This is a genomic window from Kineococcus sp. NBC_00420, from assembly GCF_036021035.1.
Lineage (GTDB): Bacteria > Actinomycetota > Actinomycetes > Actinomycetales > Kineococcaceae > Kineococcus.
Genome location: NZ_CP107930.1, coordinates 446,798 through 469,509, shown reverse-complemented (window position 1 = coordinate 469,509; position 22,712 = coordinate 446,798). Strand labels below are relative to the sequence as shown.

25 protein-coding genes are annotated in these 22,712 nt (G+C 68.7%); 15 read left to right on the top strand and 10 right to left on the bottom strand.

From position 1 onward, the window contains the following. Positions 1-138 precede the first annotated feature (138 nt). Positions 139-591 (bottom strand): hypothetical protein, encoded by a 453-nt coding sequence (locus tag OG218_RS02270; RefSeq protein ID WP_328291580.1) that lies wholly within the window; start codon positions 589-591, stop codon positions 139-141. Between the two features lie 147 nt (positions 592-738). Here OG218_RS02270 and OG218_RS02265 point away from each other — a divergent pair, with 147 nt between their 5' ends. The 3 genes from OG218_RS02265 to OG218_RS02255 all read left to right on the top strand — a co-directional run bounded on the left by OG218_RS02265 (position 739) and on the right by OG218_RS02255 (position 3,200). Further along, positions 739-1,641: a transglutaminase domain-containing protein gene (locus tag OG218_RS02265; RefSeq protein WP_328291579.1), complete on the top strand. Its 903-nt coding sequence runs from the start codon at positions 739-741 to the stop codon at positions 1,639-1,641. A 117-nt stretch (positions 1,642-1,758) separates the two neighbouring features. Continuing rightward, complete coding sequence (locus OG218_RS02260) at positions 1,759-2,460, top strand: restriction endonuclease (RefSeq protein WP_328291578.1); 702 nt, start codon at positions 1,759-1,761, stop codon at positions 2,458-2,460. A 275-nt stretch (positions 2,461-2,735) separates the two neighbouring features. Continuing rightward, positions 2,736-3,200: a GNAT family N-acetyltransferase gene (locus tag OG218_RS02255; RefSeq protein ID WP_328291577.1), complete on the top strand. Its 465-nt coding sequence runs from the start codon at positions 2,736-2,738 to the stop codon at positions 3,198-3,200. 99 nt (positions 3,201-3,299) lie between these two features. On the opposite strand, the gene OG218_RS02250 is transcribed toward OG218_RS02255, so the two are convergent. Beyond that, positions 3,300-3,746, bottom strand: a complete 447-nt coding sequence (locus OG218_RS02250; protein ID WP_328291576.1) for an NUDIX domain-containing protein — start codon at positions 3,744-3,746, stop codon at positions 3,300-3,302. 95 nt (positions 3,747-3,841) lie between these two features. Between OG218_RS02250 and OG218_RS02245 the strand changes: the two genes are divergently transcribed. The 7 genes from OG218_RS02245 to OG218_RS02215 all read left to right on the top strand — a co-directional run bounded on the left by OG218_RS02245 (position 3,842) and on the right by OG218_RS02215 (position 8,377). Further along, positions 3,842-4,333 (top strand): DinB family protein, encoded by a 492-nt coding sequence (locus OG218_RS02245; RefSeq protein ID WP_328291575.1) that lies wholly within the window; start codon positions 3,842-3,844, stop codon positions 4,331-4,333. A gap of 181 nt (positions 4,334-4,514) precedes the next feature. Beyond that, a complete protein-coding gene (locus tag OG218_RS02240) occupies positions 4,515-5,027 on the top strand; it encodes a GNAT family N-acetyltransferase (RefSeq protein ID WP_328291574.1) in 513 nt (170 codons plus the stop codon). A gap of 132 nt (positions 5,028-5,159) precedes the next feature. Further along, positions 5,160-5,621 (top strand): GNAT family N-acetyltransferase, encoded by a 462-nt coding sequence (locus tag OG218_RS02235; RefSeq protein ID WP_328291573.1) that lies wholly within the window; start codon positions 5,160-5,162, stop codon positions 5,619-5,621. 11 nt (positions 5,622-5,632) lie between these two features. After that, on the top strand, positions 5,633-6,178 hold the full coding sequence (locus OG218_RS02230; protein ID WP_328291572.1) for a hypothetical protein: 546 nt from the start codon (positions 5,633-5,635) through the stop codon (positions 6,176-6,178). Between the two features lie 222 nt (positions 6,179-6,400). Further along, entirely contained in the window at positions 6,401-6,661 is a 261-nt protein-coding gene (locus OG218_RS02225; protein ID WP_328291571.1) for a hypothetical protein, read from the top strand. A 200-nt stretch (positions 6,662-6,861) separates the two neighbouring features. After that, the gene (locus OG218_RS02220) at positions 6,862-7,770 is read left to right on the top strand and encodes a PHP domain-containing protein (RefSeq protein ID WP_328291570.1); all 909 of its coding nucleotides are present in this window, start codon (positions 6,862-6,864) and stop codon (positions 7,768-7,770) included. Positions 7,771-7,843: 73 nt separating this feature from the next. After that, positions 7,844-8,377 (top strand): putative immunity protein, encoded by a 534-nt coding sequence (locus OG218_RS02215; RefSeq protein WP_328291569.1) that lies wholly within the window; start codon positions 7,844-7,846, stop codon positions 8,375-8,377. 719 nt (positions 8,378-9,096) lie between these two features. Here the strand turns inward: OG218_RS02215 and OG218_RS02210 are convergent. From OG218_RS02210 to OG218_RS02195, 4 genes are all read right to left on the bottom strand, one after another. Continuing rightward, positions 9,097-10,458 carry an IS1380 family transposase gene (locus OG218_RS02210; protein ID WP_328291568.1) on the bottom strand — a complete coding sequence of 454 codons (1,362 nt, stop codon included), beginning with the start codon at positions 10,456-10,458 and terminating at the stop codon, positions 9,097-9,099. Between the two features lie 659 nt (positions 10,459-11,117). Continuing rightward, positions 11,118-11,501 carry a hypothetical protein gene (locus OG218_RS02205; RefSeq protein ID WP_328291567.1) on the bottom strand — a complete coding sequence of 128 codons (384 nt, stop codon included), beginning with the start codon at positions 11,499-11,501 and terminating at the stop codon, positions 11,118-11,120. 537 nt (positions 11,502-12,038) lie between these two features. Further along, positions 12,039-12,602, bottom strand: a complete 564-nt coding sequence (locus tag OG218_RS02200; RefSeq protein ID WP_328291566.1) for a hypothetical protein — start codon at positions 12,600-12,602, stop codon at positions 12,039-12,041. Beyond that, complete coding sequence (locus OG218_RS02195; RefSeq protein WP_328291565.1) at positions 12,599-12,844, bottom strand: hypothetical protein; 246 nt, start codon at positions 12,842-12,844, stop codon at positions 12,599-12,601. The genes OG218_RS02200 and OG218_RS02195 overlap by 4 nt, the downstream gene beginning before the upstream one ends. Before the next feature lie 227 nt (positions 12,845-13,071). Between OG218_RS02195 and OG218_RS02190 the strand changes: the two genes are divergently transcribed. Then, positions 13,072-13,863, top strand: a complete 792-nt coding sequence (locus OG218_RS02190; protein ID WP_328291564.1) for a DUF3560 domain-containing protein — start codon at positions 13,072-13,074, stop codon at positions 13,861-13,863. A 180-nt stretch (positions 13,864-14,043) separates the two neighbouring features. On the opposite strand, the gene OG218_RS02185 is transcribed toward OG218_RS02190, so the two are convergent. Further along, positions 14,044-14,370: a hypothetical protein gene (locus OG218_RS02185; RefSeq protein WP_328291563.1), complete on the bottom strand. Its 327-nt coding sequence runs from the start codon at positions 14,368-14,370 to the stop codon at positions 14,044-14,046. A gap of 184 nt (positions 14,371-14,554) precedes the next feature. Here OG218_RS02185 and OG218_RS02180 point away from each other — a divergent pair, with 184 nt between their 5' ends. Continuing rightward, positions 14,555-14,770: a type II toxin-antitoxin system HicA family toxin gene (locus tag OG218_RS02180; RefSeq protein WP_328291562.1), complete on the top strand. Its 216-nt coding sequence runs from the start codon at positions 14,555-14,557 to the stop codon at positions 14,768-14,770. After that, positions 14,767-15,189 (top strand): hypothetical protein, encoded by a 423-nt coding sequence (locus OG218_RS02175; protein WP_328291561.1) that lies wholly within the window; start codon positions 14,767-14,769, stop codon positions 15,187-15,189. Before OG218_RS02180 ends, OG218_RS02175 begins: the two co-directional genes overlap by 4 nt. A gap of 120 nt (positions 15,190-15,309) precedes the next feature. Here OG218_RS02175 and OG218_RS02170 read toward each other — a convergent pair whose 3' ends face one another. Beyond that, the gene (locus OG218_RS02170) at positions 15,310-16,506 is read right to left on the bottom strand and encodes an AlbA family DNA-binding domain-containing protein (RefSeq protein ID WP_328291560.1); all 1,197 of its coding nucleotides are present in this window, start codon (positions 16,504-16,506) and stop codon (positions 15,310-15,312) included. Positions 16,507-16,764: 258 nt separating this feature from the next. Then, positions 16,765-20,277: a DEAD/DEAH box helicase gene (locus OG218_RS02165; protein ID WP_328291559.1), complete on the bottom strand. Its 3,513-nt coding sequence runs from the start codon at positions 20,275-20,277 to the stop codon at positions 16,765-16,767. 779 nt (positions 20,278-21,056) lie between these two features. Here OG218_RS02165 and OG218_RS02160 point away from each other — a divergent pair. Both OG218_RS02160 and OG218_RS02155 read left to right on the top strand, forming a co-directional pair. Further along, complete coding sequence (locus tag OG218_RS02160) at positions 21,057-21,407, top strand: hypothetical protein (RefSeq protein ID WP_328291558.1); 351 nt, start codon at positions 21,057-21,059, stop codon at positions 21,405-21,407. Then, positions 21,404-21,745, top strand: coding sequence for a hypothetical protein (locus OG218_RS02155; RefSeq protein WP_328291557.1), 342 nt, complete (start codon positions 21,404-21,406; stop codon positions 21,743-21,745). Before OG218_RS02160 ends, OG218_RS02155 begins: the two co-directional genes overlap by 4 nt. Here the strand turns inward: OG218_RS02155 and OG218_RS02150 are convergent. Further along, positions 21,691-22,230: a hypothetical protein gene (locus OG218_RS02150; protein ID WP_328291556.1), complete on the bottom strand. Its 540-nt coding sequence runs from the start codon at positions 22,228-22,230 to the stop codon at positions 21,691-21,693. The genes OG218_RS02155 and OG218_RS02150 overlap by 55 nt on opposite strands. Between the last annotated feature and the right edge of the window lie 482 nt (positions 22,231-22,712).

The following is a 22,712-nucleotide window of genomic DNA, read 5'->3' as shown; positions in this document are numbered from 1 at the left end:
TGCCTCCACGCTGAGGACGTCGAGCCGGTGAGGCTCAGACCGGAGGTTAGCCCCCGATCACCCACATATCATCGCGGTGCGCGCGGTCTGTGCGCCCGTTGCATCCGGCCGCCCGATAGCAGGCTTTGGCCGGCAACCTCAGTCGGCGTGCCGGTCGTACTCGGCCAAGCCCTGCTCGATCCGGGCGGCAACAGCCCCAGCCAGCCGGCCCAGGTCCTCCCCGGCATAGACCGCAGCCAGCTCCTCCAGCAGCTCACCCACCACGTACAGCTCGTCAGCGGTCAGCACCGGAGGCCGCGGACGCGGGAGGGGTTGGAGCACCTCGCACCGGGGACCGCCGGGAACGCTCACCACGCGACCGTCGTCGGTGTGCAGCACGGCCATGTAGCTGCCGTCCGGCTGATCGGTGCGCTTCTCCCAGATGCCTTCACCGACGAACGTCCCGTCCAGGCGGCGGTGGACGCGGACCCGTTCCCCGTCCTGGGGGTTGCGGTGCTCGAAGCTCCATCCCAAGACGGCCGCCCAGATGTCGCGCTCGAGGTCGGGGTTGCCCGGGACGTCTCTGGCGGTGAACCGCATCGTCTCCTCCATACCCAGCCACGGTAGGGGCCGCATCAGACACGCGCTGGCACCGATACAGGCAGAGCCCCGAGACACCGCAGTTCGGTGATCTCGCGGTCATCCCGCAGTCAGTGTGACCTTGTGGGTGCTCCGACCAAGAGCTGCCAACATCTGGACATGGCCGTGGACCCGGAACGCTTCACCCAGCACAGCCCGTACTCCGACCCGGGCCGCCACACCGACCGTCTCGCCGCGGTGCCGGATGACCTGACCGCCATGTGCGCCGCCGCCCGCAACGTCATCGCCCACTACCGCGCCGACCTCAGCGACCTCACCCTCGACCAGCAGGTCGAAGTCGACAGCCGCTGGCTGGAAGTCACCCTTGATGTCGACGCCCACCGCAACCCTGCCCAGCTGACTGAGCACCGACCCTTGCAGCGACGAGTCGCCGGTTGCTGTCGCGACCACTCCCTCTTCGTCGTCGGTGCGCTGCGACACCATGGTCGACCGGCTCGCACCCGCGTCGGCTTCGCGCACTACTTCGACCCCGGTCACGCGGTGGACCACGTCGTCGTCGACGTCCACGACGGGCACCGCTGGCGCCGGGTCGAGCCCGAACTCCCGGCTCACGCCGCCTTCGACGTCCACGACATGCCCGCCGGACCGCAGGCACCGTTTGAGACCGCCGCCGAAGCCTGGCTGAGATGGCGCGCTGGTGAGCAGGACCTCTCCACCTACGGGGTGCGTGGACAGCCCGTCCTCTCCGGGCCGTCCTTCGTCGGCGCCTACGTCGTCTTCGAGGTGGCGCACCGCTACGGCGACGAATTGCTGCTGTGGGATAGCTGGGGCGCAACAGCAGACCCGCTCAAGAACGCGGGACTGGTGGACGACGTCGCGTCGCTGCTCGTGCGCGCTGATGCCGGTGATGCTGGAGCGGAAGCCGAACTGTTCGCCCGGTATCAGCAAGACGACCGCTTGCGCCCCGGCGATCAGGTCGTGACGTTGTCGCCCTTTGGCACCACCGCCCGAGTAACCGACCTTCGCGACGGGGCCCGCCTCGATTCCGGCCGCCTGGCGTAGACGGCCAGCGCTGGTGTGAGTCACCAAACGCTGCCCGGTGGATCGCACGCTCATCCCACGAGCCAGACGGACGCCCGGCGTGGCAGTGCTCACCGGAGGCTGCGGAACACTAGGCGCGTGGCCGGATGGCGCGAGTATCAGGAGGAGACCGCAGCGCTCTTTCGCTCCTTAGGGCTGGACGCAGCGACGGATACGCACGTCCCGGGGGTGCGGGGTGGCCACGATGTCGACGTCGTCGTGCGCCATCGCCGCGCCGGGCTGGAGCAGCTGTGGGTCGTGGAGTGCAAGCAGCGTCGACGGCCCGTGGAGAAGCTGTACGTCGCGGCCCTCGCTGAGATCGTGCGCGACGTCGGCGCCGATCGGGGCATCTTGGTCAGTGAGGTCGGCTTCCAGAGCGGCGCACAAGAGATGGCCCGCAGCAGCAACATCACCCTTACGAGCCTGGCGGAGCTGCGCCGGACGACCGTCGATGAGCTGCTAACACTGCGGCTGGGTGAGTCGCGACTGCGGCTGGCGCACCTGCGCAAGCGGCTCGGCGCGGTCGGTCAGATAGACCGCCGCGGCCACGGCGTCCTGTCGAGGTCGTACCGGCAGGCACCAGGACACTGGGACGTCATCAAGCTCCACGCGGCCATAGCAATCGCAGCAACCGGGATCGAGCGTGTGGAGACGGGGCGCTGGCCAGCCCCCTACGCCTGGGACTTCTCCAGCGATGGCCAACGCCGCGCGGCCGACCTCCCGTCCTTCGTCAATGCTCTCTCAGCTGCCCTCGACGAAATGGAGACAGAGCTCGTAGCCGTTGAGGAGGCCAACTCCTAGTTCAGTCACTCGCCGCCTTCGGAGCTCATCCCCTCGCTCGGTTGGGGACCGACACCGTCGGGAAACATGTCGCTGTGCGTGCAGCGCATGGTCATCCCGCAGGTGCGCGCGGCGCACGGTCATCCCGTGTTGTGCGCGGTCGCTCGGGCCCAGACACGGCAGCAGCAGCAACGTCCCTGCGCAGCTCAACGCGACCGCCGCCCACGGCAGCCAAGCCGGCGTAGGGCTGGCGCGCCTGCTGACCCTCATCCCCATTGCGGCGGCACACTCCCCGCATGTCCGTGAGAATCCGAGACGCTGAAAGCACCGACGCCGCAGCTGTCGCCGCACTCCTGGCCGAGATGGGCTACCCCACGAGCGAGAGCGCGGCCCAAGCCCACATCCAGCGGTTCTCCGCACCGCCATCGTCGCGACTTCAGCTGGCCGAGCACGACGGCGACGTCGTCGGTCTGATCGCCACGCACCTGGTGCCTCGGATGGACGATGACGCCCTCACCTGCCGCGTGACCGACCTCGTCGTCTCATCACGCCTGCGCCGGGGTGGCATCGGCTCTGCCCTTCTAGACGCTGCAGAAGCCCACGCCAGATCCGCCGGAGCTCCTCGCCTCGACCTGTCCTCGGGGGACTGGCGGGAGGAGGCCCACGCCTTCTACCTGGCAGCCGGCTTCGAGAGTCGCTCCCGCAGTTTCGTGAAGAGGCTGCTCGATGTTCCTGCCCCGGTGCCCATCACTGGTTTCTGAGCAGTGGTCGCCGGTACCGGCGACTTCACGGTCATCCCGCGTTGTGCGCGCGTCGGGCAACGGCCGGGCCGTCCTCCAGCGCCGCAGGTCTGCGCATGATCACCAGCCGTGCAGCAGCAGGGGCTCGCCCCGCTCGATCGCGTGCAGTGCGTCGGCCACGTAGTCGACGACATCACCCGGCAGCGCGGCCGGGGTCACCCACACCAGTTCGCTGCACTTGTCCGGCTCACCGATGACCGGCTCACCCCTCCACCGTTCCACGACGAAGAACAAGTGCAGGTACTCCAGATCGCTCTCGTGCTCGGGCGCTGAGTGCACCAGCAGTGCTAGGCGACAGTCAGCAAGTAAGGCCTCGACGCCGACCTCCTCCCGCAGTTCGCGCAGCAACCCGGCTACGGCGTCCTCCCCGCCCTCCAGGTGCCCAGCAGGCAGGCTCAGCTGACCTGCGCGGAAGGTGGTGCCCGCCCGGCGCAGCACCAGGACCCGTTCCCCATCACGGAGGACTCCGTAGACGGCGGCAGGCAGGCGGAAGCGGTCGCGAGGCACCACCGGACCGTAGCGGGACAGCCGCCCGCGCCCACCACATCGCTAGCACGGCCGAGACGGCCCCCGGTGCCCCTCCCGGTGGCAGGGTGGCTGCCATGACCAAGCGGGTGCCGCTCAGGGGTGATGAGAAGACGAGCCTGCACATCAGCCTCGACCGTCAGCGCGACGCTGCCTTGTGGAAGGTGGAAGGCCTCGACGACGAACAGCTGCGCCGGCCCATGACCCCCACGGGCACCAACCTGCTGGGGCTGGTCAAGCACCTCGCCGGAGTGGAGTACGAGTGGCTCCCCAAGACCTACGACCGGGCGACCGAGGCGCTGGAAACCGACGTCGTCGCCGACATGAACGCCGGCCCGCACGAGTCCACCGCCGACATCGTCGCCTTCTACGGCCGCGCCCGCGCCGCGTCCGATGCGGTAATCGCCGAGCACGGCATCGAGGACGTGGGTACGGCGTGGTTCGGTGAGCAGGTGAGCTTGCGGCGGGTCTTGATCGGCCTGGTCGAGGAGACCGCTCGCCATGCCGGGCACATGGACATCCTGCGCGAGCTCATCGACGGAGCCACGGGAAGTCACCGGCCGGATTGACCGTCGTGCGCGTCCTAACGCTGACGCACCTGTCCGCCGACCTCGCGGTCATCCCGCGTTGTGCGGGGACAGACCCGCGTGCTGTCACTGGTGGCCGGCGACGTCGCGGTCTTGTCAAGAGCAGACCCGCGACGTAGCCGTGATACCTCGAGCGAACGAAACTTCTGCCTAGGGTTCGACGATGACCGTGGTGAGACCCGCCGTCCTCGACGACGCCGACCAGCTCGCACGCATCCACGTCGACACCTGGCGCGCCACCTACACCGGGTTGGTGCCCGACACGATGATCGCGGCGCTGTCGTTGAGCGGCTCCGTCGAGCGCTGGCATGAGGTACTGCCCATCACCCCACCACGACACTGCTTCGTCGCTCTCGATCTCGCGGGAGACGTCATCGGCTTCGTGCGCCGCAGCCCCAGCCGCGACGAGGGAGCGACACGCACCACCGGCGAGGTCCAGTCCCTGTACGTGCACCCCGGGCACTGGAACACCGGCGCCGGCCGCGCCCTGCTCGACACCGCCACCCAGGAGTTGCGCAGCGACGGCTTCATCAACGCGACCCTGTGGGTCCTGGCCGGCAACACCCGCGCCCGGCGCTTCTACGAACGGTGCGGCTGGCGCACCGACGGACGCACCAAGCAAGACCAACGCCAGGGCGCCGTCCTGGATGAGGTCAGCTACCAGCGCCGCCTCTGACGCTGGGGCATCCTCCGGTCATGCCGCGCTGTCGCCGGCGGCCCGGGACGTCACGGTCTTGCCGAAAGGCCCGTAACCGCATCAGCAGTCCTGACTACGGTGACGCAGGTGCCAACGTTGCTGAGTCGCACCATGACCGATGAGGAAGCCCGCTCCGTCGCAGCGTGGAGCTACCCACCCCCGTTCGACCTCTACGACGTCGACCCCGACAACACCGCCCTCTTCGTCGACCGCGACGAGGCAGGCCACGGCTACTACCCGGTCCTGAACCAGGACGGAGCGGTCGTCGCCTTCTGCGTCCTTGGCCCCGAAGCGCGCGTCCGCGGCCAGCACGCTCAGAACGGCATCCTCGACGTCGGCCTGGGCGTGCGCCCCGACCTAGTCAGCCGCGGTCTCGCCTCCGAGCTGCTGCCGCAGGTCGCCACCGTGGCGCAGGACCTCTTCGGCCCCACGCAGCTGCGCACCGCCGTCGCGACCTTCAACGAACGTTCCCTGGCCCTGTGCCACAAGGCCGGCTTCACCCCCGTCCGCGACTTCACCGGCCCCGCTGGCCGTACCTTCCGCGAGCTCGTCCGTCCGCTGAGCCTGCGATGACTGAACCCGCGATGACTGAACCCGCGATGACTGAACCTGTGATGCCCGGGGCCGCCCTGTCGATCCAACCCGCACAGGCCGAGCAGGAGTGGGAGGTCTTGGCCTGGCTGTGGCAGTGCTTTCGTCATGACCTGGCCCTTGCTGTCGGCGCCTTGCCCTACGCCGACGGGCGCTACCAGGCCCAGGACTTGCCCCGCGCGCCCGGTGAGGACCACGTCGCCTACCTGGCGTGGCGGGCGCACCCCAAGACCGGTGAGCAGGCTCCTCTCGGCTTCGCCGTGGTGGAAGGCCTCACCGGTCAGCGCCGCGGCCTGGCGGCGCTGTGGGTCGCACCTGTCGTCCGCCGTGAGGGGCTGGGACAGCAGATCGCCCTCGACGTCTTGGGCCGGCATCACGGGCCGTGGTCGATCGCCTTCCAGCACGACAACCCTGCGGCTGGACGCTTCTGGCGCGGGGTGGCCGACCTCGCGTTCGGATCTGGTGGTTGGGGTGAGCAGAAGCGTCCTGTGCCACAGCGACCGGATGTTCCACCTGACCACTGGCTCGAATCGCGGTAGCCGGTCGATCTCCTACTCACCGCCTACTCATCGCCTGCCATCCCGCATGGTGCGAGGAGCGAGGATGACGCCGTGAAGCGAGGACATCTGCACCACCTGGAGCTGTGGAGAGACGACGCCACCGCTCTCGACGGACCCTGGCCCTGGCTGCTGTAGCGCCTCGGCTACACCCGTACTAACACCTGGGCGACTGGCTGTACCTGGTCCCTCGAGGACACCTACGTGGTCCTGGAGTCCGGAACTGACCACGTCCGCGGGCGCACCGAGCGGCTCCGCAGCGGCATGAACCACCTCGCCCTGTGGGCCGGCAGCCGAGCAGACGTCGACGCCCTCACCGGCAAGGCACCGCAGCACGGGTGGCGACTGCTGTTCACTGACCTGCACCCGCACGCCGGCGGGCCGCAGCACTACGCCGCCTTCCTCGAAGACGACGCCGGCTTCGAGGTCGAGCTTGTGGCCGAGGAGCCTGAAAAATCCGCCTGAGGACCGCACAGTCATCCCGCGATCCGGCCGGTCTCAGTCAACCGCGACGTCGCGGTCATCACACTTCTCTGTGTCGAGAGGCGAATAATCAGAAGGTTCTGAACAGCCCGGCGGCACCCTTGCTCGACAACCTCAAGTGAGCAGTGACGGGTCCCGGTAGCCCTGGCACGTCGAGGCGCCGTCTGGAACCGTGGCCACTCATGACGGAGCCGTCGATCACATCCGCTGCCCCAGCCAACACCCCCACATCGCTGCCCGCGGACGACCACACCCACTCGCAGTTCTCCTGGGACTCCTTCCACGGCAACATGCGCGCCAGCTGCGAGCACGCCCTCGTCATCGGCCTGCCGGCGATTTCCTTCACCGAACATGTCGACTTCACCGTCTGGAACGCCCCACCCGGCGGCTGGGCCTGGGACCAAGGCATCCGCGACAGCTACGACGACCCGATCGGCCCCGGCGGGCACGGGCACTTCATGGGCGCCCCCCTGGAGGTCGACGCCTATCAAGCCGCGATCGAAGACTGCCGGCACCGCTTCCCGGACCTGACCATCCGCTCGGGAGTAGAGATGTCGGAGGTGCACTGGCACACCGATGCCATCCGTGACGTCCTCTCCCGCGGCTTCGACCGCATCGTGGGCTCCATCCACACCTTGGAAGACACCCGCGCGCCCGGGGAACACCTGCTGGTCGATCACGCCAAGGACCAGCACAGCCCCGTCGACCTGCTTGCGGCCTACCTCAGTCAGGTCGAGGCCATGGTCGCCAGCGACGGACCGTTCGAGGTGCTGGGTCACATCGACTTCTCCCTGCGGCACTGGACCCCCGATGACGGCCCCTCACCCTGGGGCCAGGTGGAGGAACAGACCCGCCACGTCCTGGGCGTCCTGGCGGCTTCCGGACGAGTGCTGGAGGTCAACACGTCCATCCCGCTGGACCTGCGGATGGTCCGCTGGTGGCACGAGGCCGGCGGGACGGCGGTGTCCTTCGGTAGCGATGCCCACGTCCCCAGCTACGTCGGTCGCCGCTTTCGTGAAGTGTCGAAGGCGGTAGCGGCCCTCGGGTTCCGCCCGGCGCAGGACCCGACCGCGTTCTGGGGGCGTACCTGAGCGGCTTGGTAGGAACTCGCGGTCGTACCGCCGGCCCGGACGTCTCCAAGAGATTCGCCGCAAGGATGGTGAGGTGAGTCCCAGGGCAGACACGATCGAGCTGAGTCAAACGGAACTGCGCGCCATCACCAGTTTTGCTGCAGCCTGCGCCCGCACCGCTTTGGCCACCTTCAACAACGAGCACCCTGAGGACCTGCGCCCACAGGAGGCGATCGAGACCGCCGAGGCGTTCGCCGCCGGAGGCAACCGCGGAGCGGCGCTGCGCACCACGGCGTGGGCAGCGCACCAAGCAGCCCGCGAAGTCGCCTCACCGCCAGTTCGAGACGCCGCGCGAGCCGCCGCTCACGCAGCAGGTAGCGCGTACCTGCACCCCCTGGCCGACGCGCACCAGGTCAAGCACGTCCTGGGAGCAGCAGCGCACGCCGCCCGAGCACTGGAACTGGCCAACAGCGATGAGCGCGCCGTTGGTGAGGAACAGGTCGAGCGGGCCCAGTGCGAAGCCTCACCAGAAGTTCGCGCTGTGCTGAGCAGGTTGCCGTCGGCTCCCGCAGGTGGCGGGAGGGTGGGCGAGCTGATGCGCCGTCTGGACCTGGCCCTACGCAGCTGACGGTGGGGGCGGTGCCCTCCCGGCCACTTCCGCAGAGGCGCGTCCGACTGCTACTTGATCGTCTGGACACGCTCCGCCGGCACACCTGGCACGTCGCCGCCGAGCACGGTTTGTCCTGGTCTGAGTCACCCTTCGCGGGGTCCCAGATTGTTGAGCCGGTATCCCTGCGGGTAGATGCTGGTCGCCACTCCGGACTCGAACCAGCTCGGAGGGGTTGGCCGTCGCCGCCGTCGCCGCCGACGCAACCCTCGCAACCGGAACAGCATCCGAACTCCCGTCCGGATGAGAAGACCAGGGGCGGCGAAACCAAGGGCCGAACGAGCCGGTTCCTCCAGCAGCACTGCGGCTGCACGTATCGCCAGGGGACGTAGCGGCTGCGGCACGGGATCGAAGACAGTGTCGAGAGTTGCGGCGGTGAGTCGTTGACCGGCGGGGGGGGGGGATGTCGCACAGGCCCATGCGAGCGCCGAGTTCGCGATACCAGTCCATGCTGGCCTCGACCTCCGCGCTACTCAGCTCTCGCCACCCGAAGCGGCGGATCGTGTGCACCTCGAGGACCACGAAGGTTCCCAGGATCCAGAGCTAGCCTCGATCTTTCGCGAGGCGACGACTGAGGCTGTCGATGGGGGTCCGGTCTGGTGCTTCTCATGCTGGGCGTGCGGCAGTCCCGCGACTGCGCGCGGCTTCCGAAGCTCCGGTCGTCGAGACGTTGATGAGGGTCAAGGGCTGAGGGCGGCGAGCCGGCGGTGTCCGGCGAGGACGACGTCGAACCAGGGCCAGTCCCGCGGCAGGCGCAGGAACCGCCGTCGTGCGGTGCGGACGATCCGCCCGGCCACCGACAGCAGTCGTAGGCGTAGGCGTTTGGGTTCCCAGGCCCGAGCCGGAGTATCAGTGAGGGCCAGGTGCTGGGTCCAGGCGAGCAGGTCGTTGGCCAGCGCGATGATCTCCAGCCAGATTTGGTTCGCCGCGAACCCCTGCAGCGGGAGGTTGCGCAGTCCGGTGTCCTTCAGGCAACGGATGCGGTCCTCGGCCCTGGCCCGCAGCCGGTGGAGCAGTTCGTGCTCGGCGATCTTGCCGCCGACCACGTTGGTGGCGAACACGGTGATCCGCCATCCGTCGGCGTCCGTGATGCGCAACTGCGCTCCGGGGTGGGGTCGTTCGCGGCGGGCGATGATCCGCATTCCCGGCGGCCAGGGACTCTTGGACGGTCGGACGTAGCGGGTCAGTTCGGCGACCTGAGCGCCGTCGCGGGCGGAGCCGTCGGGGTCGATCGCGGCCCGCCAGGCCTGTTTCGGGATCTGCGGGAGCGCGTCCAGGATCGGGTGATGCACGTACAGGCCAACGGAATACGCCAGTCCGGTTTCGTGCAGGTGCCGGACGAAGGCTTGGACTCCCGCGCCGGCGTCGCCGCGGACCAGAACCCGGGATCGTTCCTGTTCAGGTATCTGCTGCAGCGCCTGACTGAGGACGGCGATGTGTGCGGCCGCATCGTTGGCGGTGGCCTTGCCGATGCGCAGCATGCCGCCGACGTACTCCCCGGTCCCTCCCGGTCCGTGGTCAAGGAACGCCAGGAGCGGGTGGAACCCAAACGTGCGCTTCCAGGTCGGGGTCGCGCCTTCCTTCTCCGAGTGCGCGAGCACGATGGTGGCGTCGAGGTCGATGACGATGTGCCCCTTGTCTGGAACTGGTGAGGAGGTGTTCCAGACCTGTTCACGAGCAGCCGCTCGGGCGCGGCGCAACGCGGCCAGCGCGTTGGGAGCATCGGCGGCCAGTTTCGCGATCAATCGGGAGACGGTGGGGTCGGAGGCGGTCGGGCCGAATAGTTGCGATTGGGCGCGGATGACGCCGAGGTCGGCCAGGCAGTCCCCGCCGAGAGCGACGGCCATCGCCAGGTCGAGGATGATCTTGCCGGGGTCGTGGACCGCACCGGGCCCACACCAGGGCGACAGGGCCCGGCGCAGAGCGGTGTCCAGACCGGCGAGGCGGGCGGTGTCGACCAGGAGTGATGCACCGGCAGAGGAGATCAGCGACTCGCCGTCTGCGGTTACGGTCAGCTGGTGGAGGCGGGGTTTAGTCTTCACTCACGAAGTGCCTCTCTGCGTGGTGGCCATGGGCTCTCGACAAGCAACATGATCACCTGTAGAGCAGGCACTTCGGCGCATCTACGACCCGTGTCGACGTCCCGGGTCAGGCTCTCCACGAAAGATCGAGGCTAGATGCTGACCCAGCTCCGCAAGCTGGTCACGTTCTTCACGGTCAGGGGCATCCTGCGCCAGTAGTAGAGGGACGCGGTGGAAGTACGTATCGAGGTCAGACCCCAGGGCGGCAGCTACGGCCGGCCCCAGGTTCAGGCGGGTAGCGTGAACCTCGGCCTGGAGTTGCTTACGAGTCCCCTTCTCGGACCAGGGCTTGGCGCGATCCAGCAAGAGCCAGCCGTCTAGCTCAGCCAGCAGCAGGTGAAGAGGCAAGGCGCCGGGGGAGCGGTAGCTGCGGTGACGCTGCAGCAGCTCCATGAGGTCGTAGGCCCACGCTGGACACGCCGGAGGCTGCTCAGCGTGCTGCAGCCAAAGGCTGCTCGACTGGACACCGACGTCCCCGTCAAGGCCGTCCTGCACCGGTGCGGACAGGTCGGAGGCTGCCGGCACCGGCCGATCCGAGGCGTCATCACTCACAGCAGTGAGTGTGACGCGGACCTCCGACACAACGCGCGGTCCAGGTGGAGAAGCCGCCGTCGGGTGGGCTATCGGGTGGTGGCGGTGGTGGGTCGAAGACGCAGTCGGTGTTGGGTCGTCAGGTGCCGAAGGTGCCCCACGATCCCTCGGGCAGTCGGGCAGTCGGTGAGTCGGCGGGAGTGCTCGACGGTGCCGAGGTACACGTGCTTGATCGCTGAGGATGGGACGGACTTCTTCACGGGCTTGCCGTGGGTACCGGCCGTGCTGGGAGCGGCGCCGAACGCGATCAACCCGGCCGAGGTCGCGGCGCTGGCGGTGGCGCGGTTGTCGATCGAGCCACCGGCCACGCAGATGGTGCCGAAGCTGGCGTCGGGGGCGTTCGGGCTCATCGGCTTGCCGGTGTGGTTGTGGACCCCGGCGCAGCAGTGGGAGCCGATCACGGCGACGGCCACGCTGGGCGGGGTGAGCGTGACGGCAACGGCACAGTTGACTCGTATCGACTACGACAGGAGTGATGGGACGACGCTGGCGTGCACGTCGCCGGGGCGAGGCCCACCAGGAGTCGTACGGGGATCGGGACTCTCCGACGTGCGGGCACCGGTATGAGAAGACGTCGGTGCACCAGCCGGGAAGGCGTACACGGTGAGGAGGACCGCGAACTACGCGGTGACGTGGACGGGCGGCGACGGACTCGACGACCCTAAGCGATACCTCCTCCACGTCGTTGGCGATGGGGAAGCGGCAGGTGCTGATCACCGGATGAGTGGGCGTACGGAACGGGAAGGGGGCACCGAGCTGCGATGCGCTGTTCGGGGCGTTCCCGCTGAACGAGGACGTGATGCAGGTGCAGATGCAGAAGGCGCTGCAGGACTGATCGGTGCTCGCCCAGGTGGAGCGTCCGCTGGTGGAGTGGTAGGCGTGGAACTGCAACCGCGACAACCTGTGGGACTTCCCGTCCTAACCTTCACCGGTAGCGTTCTCGGCGGCTCCTACAACTGGGCGTTGTACTGCATCTCGATGAACTCGGAGTTTTCGGGGTCCTCAGCGCGCCTGAACTGCGCTGCCTCCAGGGCTGCGAAGCTCGACGCGTTATTGGGGTGTACGAGGCCGTGGATGAGGAAGCCGGGGCACTGGGGGCGGGCGTTCTCGGCCACTTGGCGGCGGTGGCCGATGACCCGGCTCAGCAGTTCGTGAGCAGTGCGCCGACGGTTGCGGTAGGCCGGGTGCACGCCGTAGGCGAGCAACTTGGTGTAGCAGTCTTCACCGGTGGTCCACCAGGCAACCGCGGCCAGTTCGGGACCAAAGTACGCCAGGAGCAGGCCGTCACCGTCTTTGACCGGGGTGAGACGGATGAAGCGTTCGACTTGCCGGGCGTATTCCAGAGCTCCAGGGCGAGTGCAGCGGAACCGCGTCAGCGCGCCGGTGTGCGCACCGGCGGTGGCAGAGGTCAGCAGCTCCCACCGCAGCGGGTCCTGATTTTCCCCGTCGTGGGGCGCTCCATCACCAGGAGGTCGTCCGGACGGGGCGGTAGACCAGGCCAGCGGCCCGCTCACCCCTGTGTGGCGCTTGGGGCCGCAGCAGCCGACGTCGTGGCCTGAGCCGCGTCGTCGGTGAGGAAGGCCATAAGACGGGCCTTGGCCCGATCGCGTTCGGCGGCGGTGGGGCGTCGGCCCGGTCCTGCGGCGTAGGCGGCACGCAACGCCTCGTCCTTGGCCCGAGCCTGCGTGAGGGCGGACTGCGCGCGGTGGACACGCTTGTCGTGGGCACGGACGCTGATCAGCTTGGAGGGCTTCACCCCAACCAAGGTGATGACACCCTTGGCGGAGCCCACAGCGCCGTTCCGGACGATGATCACACCGCGGGTCTTGCCCCTCACCTTGTGCACCATGCCCATCACCACCCCTGCTCACGATCTGCTCACTAGCCGAACGGCCCTGCCATCCAGTGTAGGCGGCCGGGTTCACCGTGGCGGTGTCGATCGACGCGACCCCCGGGGACCGGGAGGCCGTTTAGGCTCGCCGGGTGCAGGACTCGGCGGCGCGCGCGGACCGGCTCGACGAACGCGCCCAGCGACACGAGCAGGTCGCGGCCGATCGCTACGCCGCAGCACGCGGCATCGCGGACGGGATTCCCCTGGGTCAGCCGATTCTGGTGGGGCATCACAGTGAGGGCCGGGCCCGGCGGGATGCTGCCCGGATGGGCGCGCACATGGATGCCAGCGTGGAGCACACCGACGCCGCCGAGGAGGCGAGGCGGGCGGCGCGGATCGCGGCGGCGGCCACCGATGCGCGGAACAACCCGGTGACGGTGGCGAACCGGGTGGAGCGGTTGAGCGTGAGGGTGCGAGGTGAGGAGAAGGCGTTGGCGCACTGCGTGCGCGCGGTCGCGGCCGGGGAGGCCGCTGCGGCGGCTCTGAGCGCGGCAGGGGGTCCGGACTCAGACCCGGACGCGGGGCAGGTGCAGCCGGGTCGTCCTCGGGTCGGGGAGAGCGCGCAGGAGGCGCGGGTGCGTTACGGGCTGAACATGGCCGCCCAGGCGGTCAGGGTCGAGGAGCGGTTGGCGGCGCACCGTGCCGACCTGGCGCACTGGCAGGCCGTGCGCGCCCGCCAGGTCGCGGACGGGACGGCTACTGACTTCGGCCGGCACAACGTGGCCGCGGGGGATCGGGTGCGGGTGCGCGACGTCTGGTACCCGGTGGTGCGGGCGAACGTGAAGACGGTGACGGTGTTCGGGATGTTCGGGCCGCGCACGACTCCGTGGCACGAGGTCCAGGCCCACGAGAAGGCCCCACAGCAGGCCGCGGACGGCGCGTAGGACGAGGCCGGGGACGCCGCCGGACAGTAGGTGGGTGGGGCGACGTCAAGGGGTTGAGTCAACCCCTGTTCACGGGTGTCAACCCCACCGGCAGCGGCCGGGCGTCCCGGCCGCGGGCGGGCGACGTGTTGCCCGCGGCCGTGGGACGCGCGTCTGAGTGCCCTTTTCACGCGGTGGTGGTCACGGGCCCGGGGTCGGGCCGGTGTGCTCGACAGCGGCCCGCAGGAGGTCACCCACGGCCCGCACGAGGTCGTCCAGGGCGCTCACGGCGCCGGTGGGGGTGACGTCGCCGCTCAGGACGCCCAGGACGAGCAGGAACAGCGCGGCGGCCACGACGGGCACCGCGAGGACGACCACGACGCGCAGGAGCGCCAGCAGCAGCGGCAGGCCCGGCGGCGAGGCGCTCGCGGGGGTGCGGTCGCGGAAGAGGTAGGCGGCGGTGATGACCCCGCCCGCCAGGACGAGGAGGGTCACGGCGGCGGCGGTCAGCAGGTGCGGGGTGGTCATGGTCGGGTCTCGCCTTGCGGTTCGGGTGGTGCGCAGGTGGTGCTCGGTCGGGTGTTGTCTCGACCCCGCGACCCCGGAAACAGATTTCCAGCGCCGTGCGGCGCCGGGACGGTGCGCACCACCCGCTCGCAAAGCACGTCTAGCCCCTAGACACTTGATGTGTCTAGCGGCTAGACTTACCCTCATGAGGCCGGATGAGTTGCTGAAGCTGATCCGGAAGGCCGGTGGGGAGGTCGAGGTGATCCGCACGAAGGGATCGCACCGGCTCTACGAGGTGAGCAAGGACGGGCGCTCGACCCGAACGATCATCGCGGCCCACCGCTCGGAGATCGCGACCGGAACGCTGAACTCGATCGGGAAGGACCTGGAGACGGTGCTGGGACAGGGGTGGTGGAAGTGAGCAGCTACACGATCAAGGTCCGCCGTGAGACCGACCCGACCTCGGGGGTGACGTCGTTCGTGGCCACCGCGTACAAGGGACGCCGCAAGCTCGGCACCACCGACGCGCGGCACCTGCGCAAGCTTGATCAGTACGTCCGCGACGTCATCGTCCTGGGTGATGACCTCGACGACGCGGCCGCTGCGAACCTGGACTTGGTATGGCGCTTCGAAGAGGACGACGTCCTCGACGAGGCTGCTCGCACCGCCGCGGCGCTCGCGGAACTGCGCGCGAGGGAGAGTCGCCTGGTCGCTGCGCAGCACGCGACGATCCGGACCCTTGTTGCGCGGGGCATGTCGGTGCGTGACGTCGCTGCCGCCTCCGGTGTCAGTCCTGGTCGCGTCGGGCAGGTCGCGAGCGTCTCCAGCCGCGCTCGGTGAACGCTGCCGCGGGGTAGGCATCACCGGGACGTGGTCTGCATCCTCTGATCGGCTAGCAGTCTGCTAGCGAGTCGAGGGGTTGGGCCGTGAGGGTGGGACCGCGTGGTGCAGCGCGAACGCTCAGGAGCGTGAGGTGCCGGTCAGGACGCGTCGGAGGTCTTTCGTCAGTCGTTGGGCTTCGGCGGCGGGGTGTGCGGCGAGGGCGCTGCTGGTGGTAGTGACCGTCTGCACGTAGTGCCGGTGAGGGAAGCAGCGCGAGCCGGCAATTGGGTCACCGTCGCGTAGGCGGCCGACGGATCCGTACAGGTTGGTGACCGCCATCCCCAGTCCCCATGAGCCGGTGATGGCACCCAGGTGGGCTACGCGAGCGATCATCGCTGCCAGCTGACGGCTCAGGCTCTCCACACCGGTCAGCGAGAGGACGGTCAGGGCGCTGGGGTGGTGGCCTTCGACGGAGGCGATGTTGGTCAGGGTGTAGCGCAGGGTTCCATCGGCGTCGACGTCGATCAGCTGCAGGTTCATGTTGGGCAGTGCCGCGATGGGGGTACCCGGCGTCACGAGGGAGTAGGTGGCCCCGTCCGGGGCCTGGTGAGCATCACCCATCCATTGCGCGACGTCCCACCGGGTGGCGTGTGGTTGCGCGGCTTGGAGGAGCTGGCTGCGCAGTTCGTGCGGATTCTCGTGGACCCAGTCCTCGAGGGCATTGTTGCGTCCGCCCAGGGGGTGGGCCGGGAAGTGCAGCCGGTGCAGGTCGGGGGCGGGGGACTCCTCCATCAGCTGTTTGAGGAGGTCACCGGTGTTGGCGCGTTGGCGCTCCGTGCGGTCCAGGTGGAGTCGGATTTCGGGGTCGGTGAGCTTGCGCTTGCCGGTGTCGCCGCGGCCCCTGTAGTACCCGTCGGCCATGTGCGGGGCTAGCGGGCTGGCTTCGATGACGACAAGGACGACGCCCAGGTCGGAGTCGTCGGGGTGGGTGAGGACGGCGCTGTGGACCGTCACTGGTGGGCTGATGCTGTCGTGGGCGACCTGGTCGATTCGTTGGACCAACCGGTGCGGCTGGCGTACTCCGATGACTTCTCCTGGGCGGCCGGCGTCATCGGCGATGCCGACGATCAAGATCCCGCCGTAGAGGGCGAGGGAGGCCAGGTCTCGGGCGAGTTCGGTCGTGGCGCCCTTGCTGGCTGAGGGAATGTCCTGCTTGAGCTCCACCCAGGTCGTCTCGTCCAAGACGCCGTCGGCCGCCGCCTGGACGACCTCGTCCCACGAGGTGGGAGTCCAGCGTGGGCGGTCAGGGCCGAGGTAGTACGCCATGACCTTCATGGTTGCAGCCCCGGGACCGGGCCGGGGGAGTCGGCACCACGCTCGACCCCGTGGCGCGAGGTGCTGAAGCATCGCACGCGGTGACGGCCGAACTGACCGCCCGTGGGTGCTCGAGCACTGTCATCGTGGTCAATTCGGTAGTGGTCGGGTCTGTCCCAGCTCTGGCTGACTCTGCGGCCCATGGGCTAGCGGGCAAGCCGCCTCTTCCTGCGGTGGCCACCGGTGAGGGAAATGGGGCGAGGTCGGAGCGCCTCGGTGTCACTCCGTTTCGTCTGTCTCCTGTCCTTCGTGGTCGTTCGTCTGGTCGTTGTTGTGCTTGGTGAGTGCCTCGTCCAGTTGATCGAAGTGGGGGTAGCTACGCCACGCCTCGCGGTCGCCAATGACGTAGAGGCGGTGCTTGGCGCGACTGACGGCGACGTTGACCAAGTTGGGGGTCGCCGCGGCCCACGCCTTGGCGCCGGGTCGTTTCGGGTCTCCCCCCAGGACGAAGAAGACCACGGATGCTTCCTTGCCCTGCGCGGTGTGCACCGTCCCCGCCACGAGTCCTGGGTAGTCGCGACGCAGCCTCGAGAGTGCGGTGGCAACGGCTCGAAACGGGGAGACAGCGATGACCTCAGACATGGCCACGCCCCGCTGCGTCAAGTCATCCAGAAGGGCCCGCAACTTCTCGATTTGCGCCCTCTGCAGGTGAGTACCGGTGTCGGTGGCCGCAACGTGCAGCCAGTGGCTAGCCGGGAGCTGCGCGACGGGATCATGGCGTCCGGTAACGGCACTGACCATCAACCCCTCATACGCAATGTCGTTGCAGATGCTGAACATCGGTTCCGCACACCGACGGTGCACCCGCAGCGGAGCGCTGACCCACAGGGGTTCCGGACCGTTGGTGAGGATGGTGCCGTAGCGTCCGAGCCGGTCAGTCACCTGCTGCACTGAGGTTGTGGAAGGGACCCACTCCTCAGCGACGGAGAAGGATGCGGCGAGGTCTTCCTGCGCTTGGCGCGGCACCGTGACCACCGGAGTCAGCTGCATCGGGTCTCCAACGGCCAGGACGCGCTGCGCGCGCCAGATCGCCCCGACCGCTGCCTGGGGGGTGGCTTGACCAGCCTCGTCGATGAGCAACCATCCCAGCGCGTGCGGCCCCAGCCCACGCAACATTCGTCCCACTGAAGCAAAGGTGGTCGAAACCAGGGGGACCATGAGGAAGAACAGCTGCCACGCAGCCTGGCGCGCCTCTGAGGTGAGGGTGCGCGGGGCAGCCCCGGTAATCACGTCCAAGGCGGCCTGCAGGTCCTTGCGGATGTTGGGCACCGCGGCCCACCAAGCCTGGTGCAGCCGCAAGGCGGTGAGGAAGAGCTGCGATCGCGCCTCATCGAGGTCGTGGTCCAACCACGCCGCATGCAGCTCACGCTGCTCGGAGTTCTGTAGCCATTCGCCACTGGGATGAGCCTGACCCCACGTGGCTGCGTCCTGCTCCACCTGGTGCTGCAGTTTCTGCATCTGCTGCTGCAGCCGAGTGTGCGTGCCGGCGGCGGCCTCTCTCACTTGGCGGGCCACGGTAAGGGCCTCCTGCGCTCGCTCGAGCTCATTGCGAGCGCTGGTGGCTGCTGCCTCTGCGGCATTGAGCTCCTGCTCGAGGGCGCTGAGCGTTTGGCGCCAGGCGCGGGTGGCGGAGCGGTCGACGAGCTTCTCCCACCCGCTTGGTTCGCTCGCCAGGTGGCGCTGGTGACGTGTGGCGGGGGCTTGCACAGCCGAGGCGAGCCGCGCGGATGTCGTCGCGGCGCTTTGGCTGCTCTCGCTGTGCCTGAGGATGCCAGCATCGGCTTCTTCTAGGTGTGTGCGTACCGCTGCCAGCTCACTGGCGGCTTGGGTCAGTAGGTCACAGCGGCTCTGAGCCTGTTGGCGCTCAGCGGTGAGGACGGCTACGCGTGCGCGTGCTTGGGTGAAGGAGGCCCGCGCTTCCTGCCAGGATGGCCGAGTCGCAGGGTCTGCTTCCCAATCCTTCAGTAGCTGCTGCAAGCCAAGAACGCTGGAGGGCGCTGAGCGCGGCGCCGCGTTCTTGGGAGGAGTCGCGGAGGGGGTCCTAGAGGATGAGGTGCGTGGGGCTGTGGTGCTTTGGGTGCCTGCGCCGAACCAGAACGCGGAGTAGAAGTTGCCTCGGTTCGTGCTGTTGCCCAACCGCGCTGCGATCAGGCCCCAAGCCGCGGTCCGTGGCTTCCTCTTCTCCTCCGCTGTGCTGCGCTGGCGGTACTCAATCTCAGAGGCGAGGTCAGCGAAGTAGTCCGCAACCCCGTCAGGGTCGTGAACCGTCTTGCGTTGAGGAAGCTCGTCGGAGACGTTCTGCACTGCGCCGTTGTTGGAAGAGGCCAGCAGCATCTCGAAGCCGGTCACCTCCGGCCGCAGACCCCGCACCTGGCGGGTGTAATCGCCGGCCTTCCACCGGTGCGTCGTGCTGGTGAAAGCTTGAGAGGGTGAGTCGAAGCCGGCGAGGACTCCCGCGCGCTGCACCACGTTGCCTGCTAAGACGTCGCGCAGCATCGTCGTCTTCCCTGTCCCGGGAGGCCCGTTCACGCCGAGTACGTGGCAGGAGCTTCCCAGGGAGGCGAACGCCTCGTTGACCGCGAACTGTTGGCTGCTGGAGAGATGCATGTCAGGAGGGGAGAGCCAGCGTCCTGGCGGCAGCTGCTCGATGCGTGTGCCGGCGATGACGGCCTCGGGACTGGCCTGCACATCGATGCGCCGGGCTACGGGCACGTCAGTGGCGGAGGTGAGGTACTCCTGCAGTGCTGGCCCCCACGGGGAGTCCGCCACGGTGGCGAGGTCCTGGAGCAGGAAACTGTTGAGGAAGTCCGGCTTTGCCTCGGAGTCGTTGCGGGCGTCGGCATTCACCAGCGTGCTGGCGATGCGCACCCGGGAGGTGGCGATACCCGCGAAGTTCCTAGCGTCGCCGGTACCGCCAGCGCCTTCGGCACTCCCGGCGCCGCCGGTACTGTCAGTGCCCGCGATACCCGTGATGCCGGCGGCCTGATGTGCGAGCCGTAGAAGATCTTCGAGCACATTGGCGTTAATGCGGGTCTTGGGCTCGACAGACCCAATCCCCGCCGCGCTGTGGCCATCAGCGCTGTGACCATCATTGCTCTGGTCATCGGCGCCGTTCGCCGGCCTAGCAGCTGACTCAGGCGTACTCGCCGCACCGGTACTGCTTCCGGGGGCGTGTGATGGGGCCAGTCGTTCAGCCAGCGCTACGGCGAACTGCTCCTGTGCCTCTTCCAAGCCGGTGCTCCACCCGGGGTGGCTCACCCCCGGCCTGACGCTACGCCCGATTCCCCAAAGCGCGGAGGAGAGCACCGCGCTGTCCTCGATCATGCAACCGTCAGCATCGACCAGGATCACCGCGCATGCGCTCGCACCGGGGGGACGTTCGTCGTAGGCGTCCTCATCGCGAGGGAAGATGGCATGCAGGTGCTCGTAGATGGATTCGATGTCGTAGACGCCGAGGTAGACCGTGTGCTGCCACACCTTCTTCTTGGCGCGCCCACTCTGCCGTGCCTGCCCATCCGATGCTTGGCGTGGTGGGACCAGGGTGTCCCAGGGCAGGGGGCGGCCGGGGGCGTAGTCGATGATGGGACGCTCAGTGTTAGCCGGGTCGACCTTGTCCACCTGCTGGGGGCTGAAGAGCTCCAGTAGGCGCCAGTAACGCACGATGTCGACCTGCTGCGGCGATGGGCGGGTCCCGGCTGGCTGGTCGCGCTTGGCGGCGTCAGGCCTTGTCATGACGGGAGGCTAGAGGCGTTGATGACGTACGGGTGGGACAAACCTCGTGTCCGCGTCCACTCGTTACACGCCGTACCCGACCCAATTCGCTCCGTCGAGCTGGGAGCGGGAAGTCAAATCCAGGAAGGCGGCGCACGACGTTCGTCGCGTGATGTCGCGTCCAGGCCTGCATCGGGTCGTCGAAGGTGTCGATGACGGCCATCGGCGAGTCATGAGCCTCACTGGCGACGGGAGCGGGCCTACTCCCGGTCCTCTGACCGGGATACCGAACGCCGCGGGGCTTGGCCACTCGTGCTGCGCGTCCGCGCTGATGCCGAGCTCGACGGCTTCGGTCGTCACGGGCTCGCCGGCCTGAACCGTAGCCACGGCCCTGGCTCGGAACTCGGCGAGGAACAATCTGGGCATGATCAAAGCCTTTCAGGAAGGACTCGATCTTCACAGGGTCTGAAGTACCCAGAGGTGGGGTACGTCACGGAGTCAACCGAAATCGGGGCAGACCCTTGGCACTAGGTGCCGTGCTAGGGGTAGACAGTGGGCGCCGCCGGCGGCTTGGTGGACGTCCCGTCTGCCCACCCTCATGGGCACCCGAACTGGTGGGCCGATTCGTCTCCGAACAGCCTGGGGCAGCAAGTCGAGCTGTTCGACGGTGCGGGAGCGGATCAGTCCACCGCGCGGGACGGCTCCAGTCCCTGAACGACTGCAGCGGCTCGTCGGTCAGCAGCTGGTCCCGGACGAAGATGATGAGGTGGGTTCCGCGTCAGCGCCAGCTCGCTCATCAGGTGCGACAACACCAGCACGGGCCGCCGCTGGGCTGCTCGCCGCGGATGGTCCGCAAGGTGGTGGCGGGGGAGTCCAGCGGCGCGAGCTACATGACGACGTTGGCGGAACTGGTCGATACCGGTCAGGCGCGGACCCGCCCAGCACGTCGTCGTGACGCGCAGGGCCGGGTGGTGCCGGTGCGTGCGGGACGGGGAACTGCTGAACGCACCCGCCCTCCGGAGGAGCTGGTGAGGTTGCGGTGGGAACGGGTAGGCGCCGACCGGCTGGGCCCGCAGGTCCTGCCGCGCCGGGCACCTCTGGTGGCGCTCCCGCTGCCGGCGGGCGACGTGGAGGCTTCAACGAGGAGATGACCTACCTGCTCGGCAGGGTGCGCCAGCACAGCATCACCGCCCCCCGCTCCAACGGCAAGGACCGCGAAGCCGCCCGAGAGCGACTGATGGACCGCCTGCGCGCCGCCGCCCGCGGGCAACGCGGCGGGCGACGCAACGTCCGCTTCAACATGACCTTGGCCGACGGGCGCGTCGTGGAGGTCGGCGCTCGCGGCGGGTATGCGGTGTCCTCGGTACTGACCCGGGCCAAGGGGGAAGGCAACGACCCGCTGGGGTGGCTCACGGGGGAGATCGCCAGCCGAATTTACCTGGACGGGGTGTCGCCGGACATCGTGCAGGACAACGTCACGGTGTTCTGAGCGGGCGGGTTCCTGGCGGGCGTACACCTGTTGCGTGCACCTACCGCGCTGTCCCCGGGTGGTGGGCCCGGGGTACAGCAGCGGGGCGGTAGGGCCGGAGGTGGCTGCTGGACGAGCGTCCTGCCGCCACCCTCACACACCAGGTGCGCCAGGTGCTCGACCACCCCGGCGATGCCCTCCCATCCGGTGCGGGCGAAGCCGTCCAACCAGGCCAGGGCGTCGGGCAAGGGGAGGGCCCCGCTGAACACTCCCCAGGACACCAGGACCAGGCCCACCACCATGACCGGCAGCGTGGACAGCGCCAGGAACTGCACGACCAGCTTCACGGTCGGGTTCGCACCCCGGGTGGGACTGGCGGCTGCGCCCGGGGTACTGGTGGGACCGGGCTGGTCCCGGCGCAGGAAGGCCGCGGCGACGACGGCGAAGGCGATGGCCCCGACGACGGTGTAGAGGGTGAGCGCTGCAGGGTGGGTCAGGAGGTGCATGAGGCGGGCCCTTCGTGGGTCAGGTGGTCTCGCCGGCGGAGTGGCCGGTCAGGTCATGCGTCGTGCGGTGGGCACCGGAAACGGAAGACCGGTCCCGCCGAGCGCTGGGGATGGTGATGAAGCGGTCGCCCAGCGCACTCCCGAAGGAGTCAGGGCGGACCGTGCAGCAGCCGGTGGGTTTGCGTCGCGCCCTGCGCGCGGATCAGGTCCTCCAGGTCGCGGCGCGCTGAGACGGCGAGGGGGCAGACCGGGGGAGGCGACCGCATGCGGACTCGCGAGGAAGTCGTCGTCGTCGACCCCATCGAGTTGCCGTCCTGGGCTGCTCGAACCCGCGGTGACGGATCGACGGTGTCGATGGGCAGGGCTGAGACCGGGCTGAGCCACGGGGAAGAAGGGCCATGACCTTTCTACGGCGAAGACAGGGCTGCCGACCGCCTGCTCCTCGGCTGATGGGCCTGGCGGATGGGCCTGGCGGATGGGCT

Coding starts and splice junctions, on each gene's coding strand:
- OG218_RS02270 (WP_328291580.1), bottom strand. CDS start 591: ATGGAGGAGACGATGCGGTTCACCGCCAGAGACGTCCCGGGCAACCCC.
- OG218_RS02265 (WP_328291579.1), top strand. CDS start 739: ATGGCCGTGGACCCGGAACGCTTCACCCAGCACAGCCCGTACTCCGAC.
- OG218_RS02255 (WP_328291577.1), top strand. CDS start 2,736: ATGTCCGTGAGAATCCGAGACGCTGAAAGCACCGACGCCGCAGCTGTC.
- OG218_RS02245 (WP_328291575.1), top strand. CDS start 3,842: ATGACCAAGCGGGTGCCGCTCAGGGGTGATGAGAAGACGAGCCTGCAC.
- OG218_RS02240 (WP_328291574.1), top strand. CDS start 4,515: ATGACCGTGGTGAGACCCGCCGTCCTCGACGACGCCGACCAGCTCGCA.
- OG218_RS02235 (WP_328291573.1), top strand. CDS start 5,160: ATGACCGATGAGGAAGCCCGCTCCGTCGCAGCGTGGAGCTACCCACCC.
- OG218_RS02230 (WP_328291572.1), top strand. CDS start 5,633: ATGACTGAACCCGCGATGACTGAACCTGTGATGCCCGGGGCCGCCCTG.
- OG218_RS02220 (WP_328291570.1), top strand. CDS start 6,862: ATGACGGAGCCGTCGATCACATCCGCTGCCCCAGCCAACACCCCCACA.
- OG218_RS02185 (WP_328291563.1), bottom strand. CDS start 14,370: ATGACCACCCCGCACCTGCTGACCGCCGCCGCCGTGACCCTCCTCGTC.
- OG218_RS02180 (WP_328291562.1), top strand. CDS start 14,555: ATGAGGCCGGATGAGTTGCTGAAGCTGATCCGGAAGGCCGGTGGGGAG.
- OG218_RS02170 (WP_328291560.1), bottom strand. CDS start 16,506: ATGAAGGTCATGGCGTACTACCTCGGCCCTGACCGCCCACGCTGGACT.
- OG218_RS02165 (WP_328291559.1), bottom strand. CDS start 20,277: ATGACAAGGCCTGACGCCGCCAAGCGCGACCAGCCAGCCGGGACCCGC.
- OG218_RS02155 (WP_328291557.1), top strand. CDS start 21,404: ATGACCTACCTGCTCGGCAGGGTGCGCCAGCACAGCATCACCGCCCCC.
- OG218_RS02150 (WP_328291556.1), bottom strand. CDS start 22,230: ATGCACCTCCTGACCCACCCTGCAGCGCTCACCCTCTACACCGTCGTC.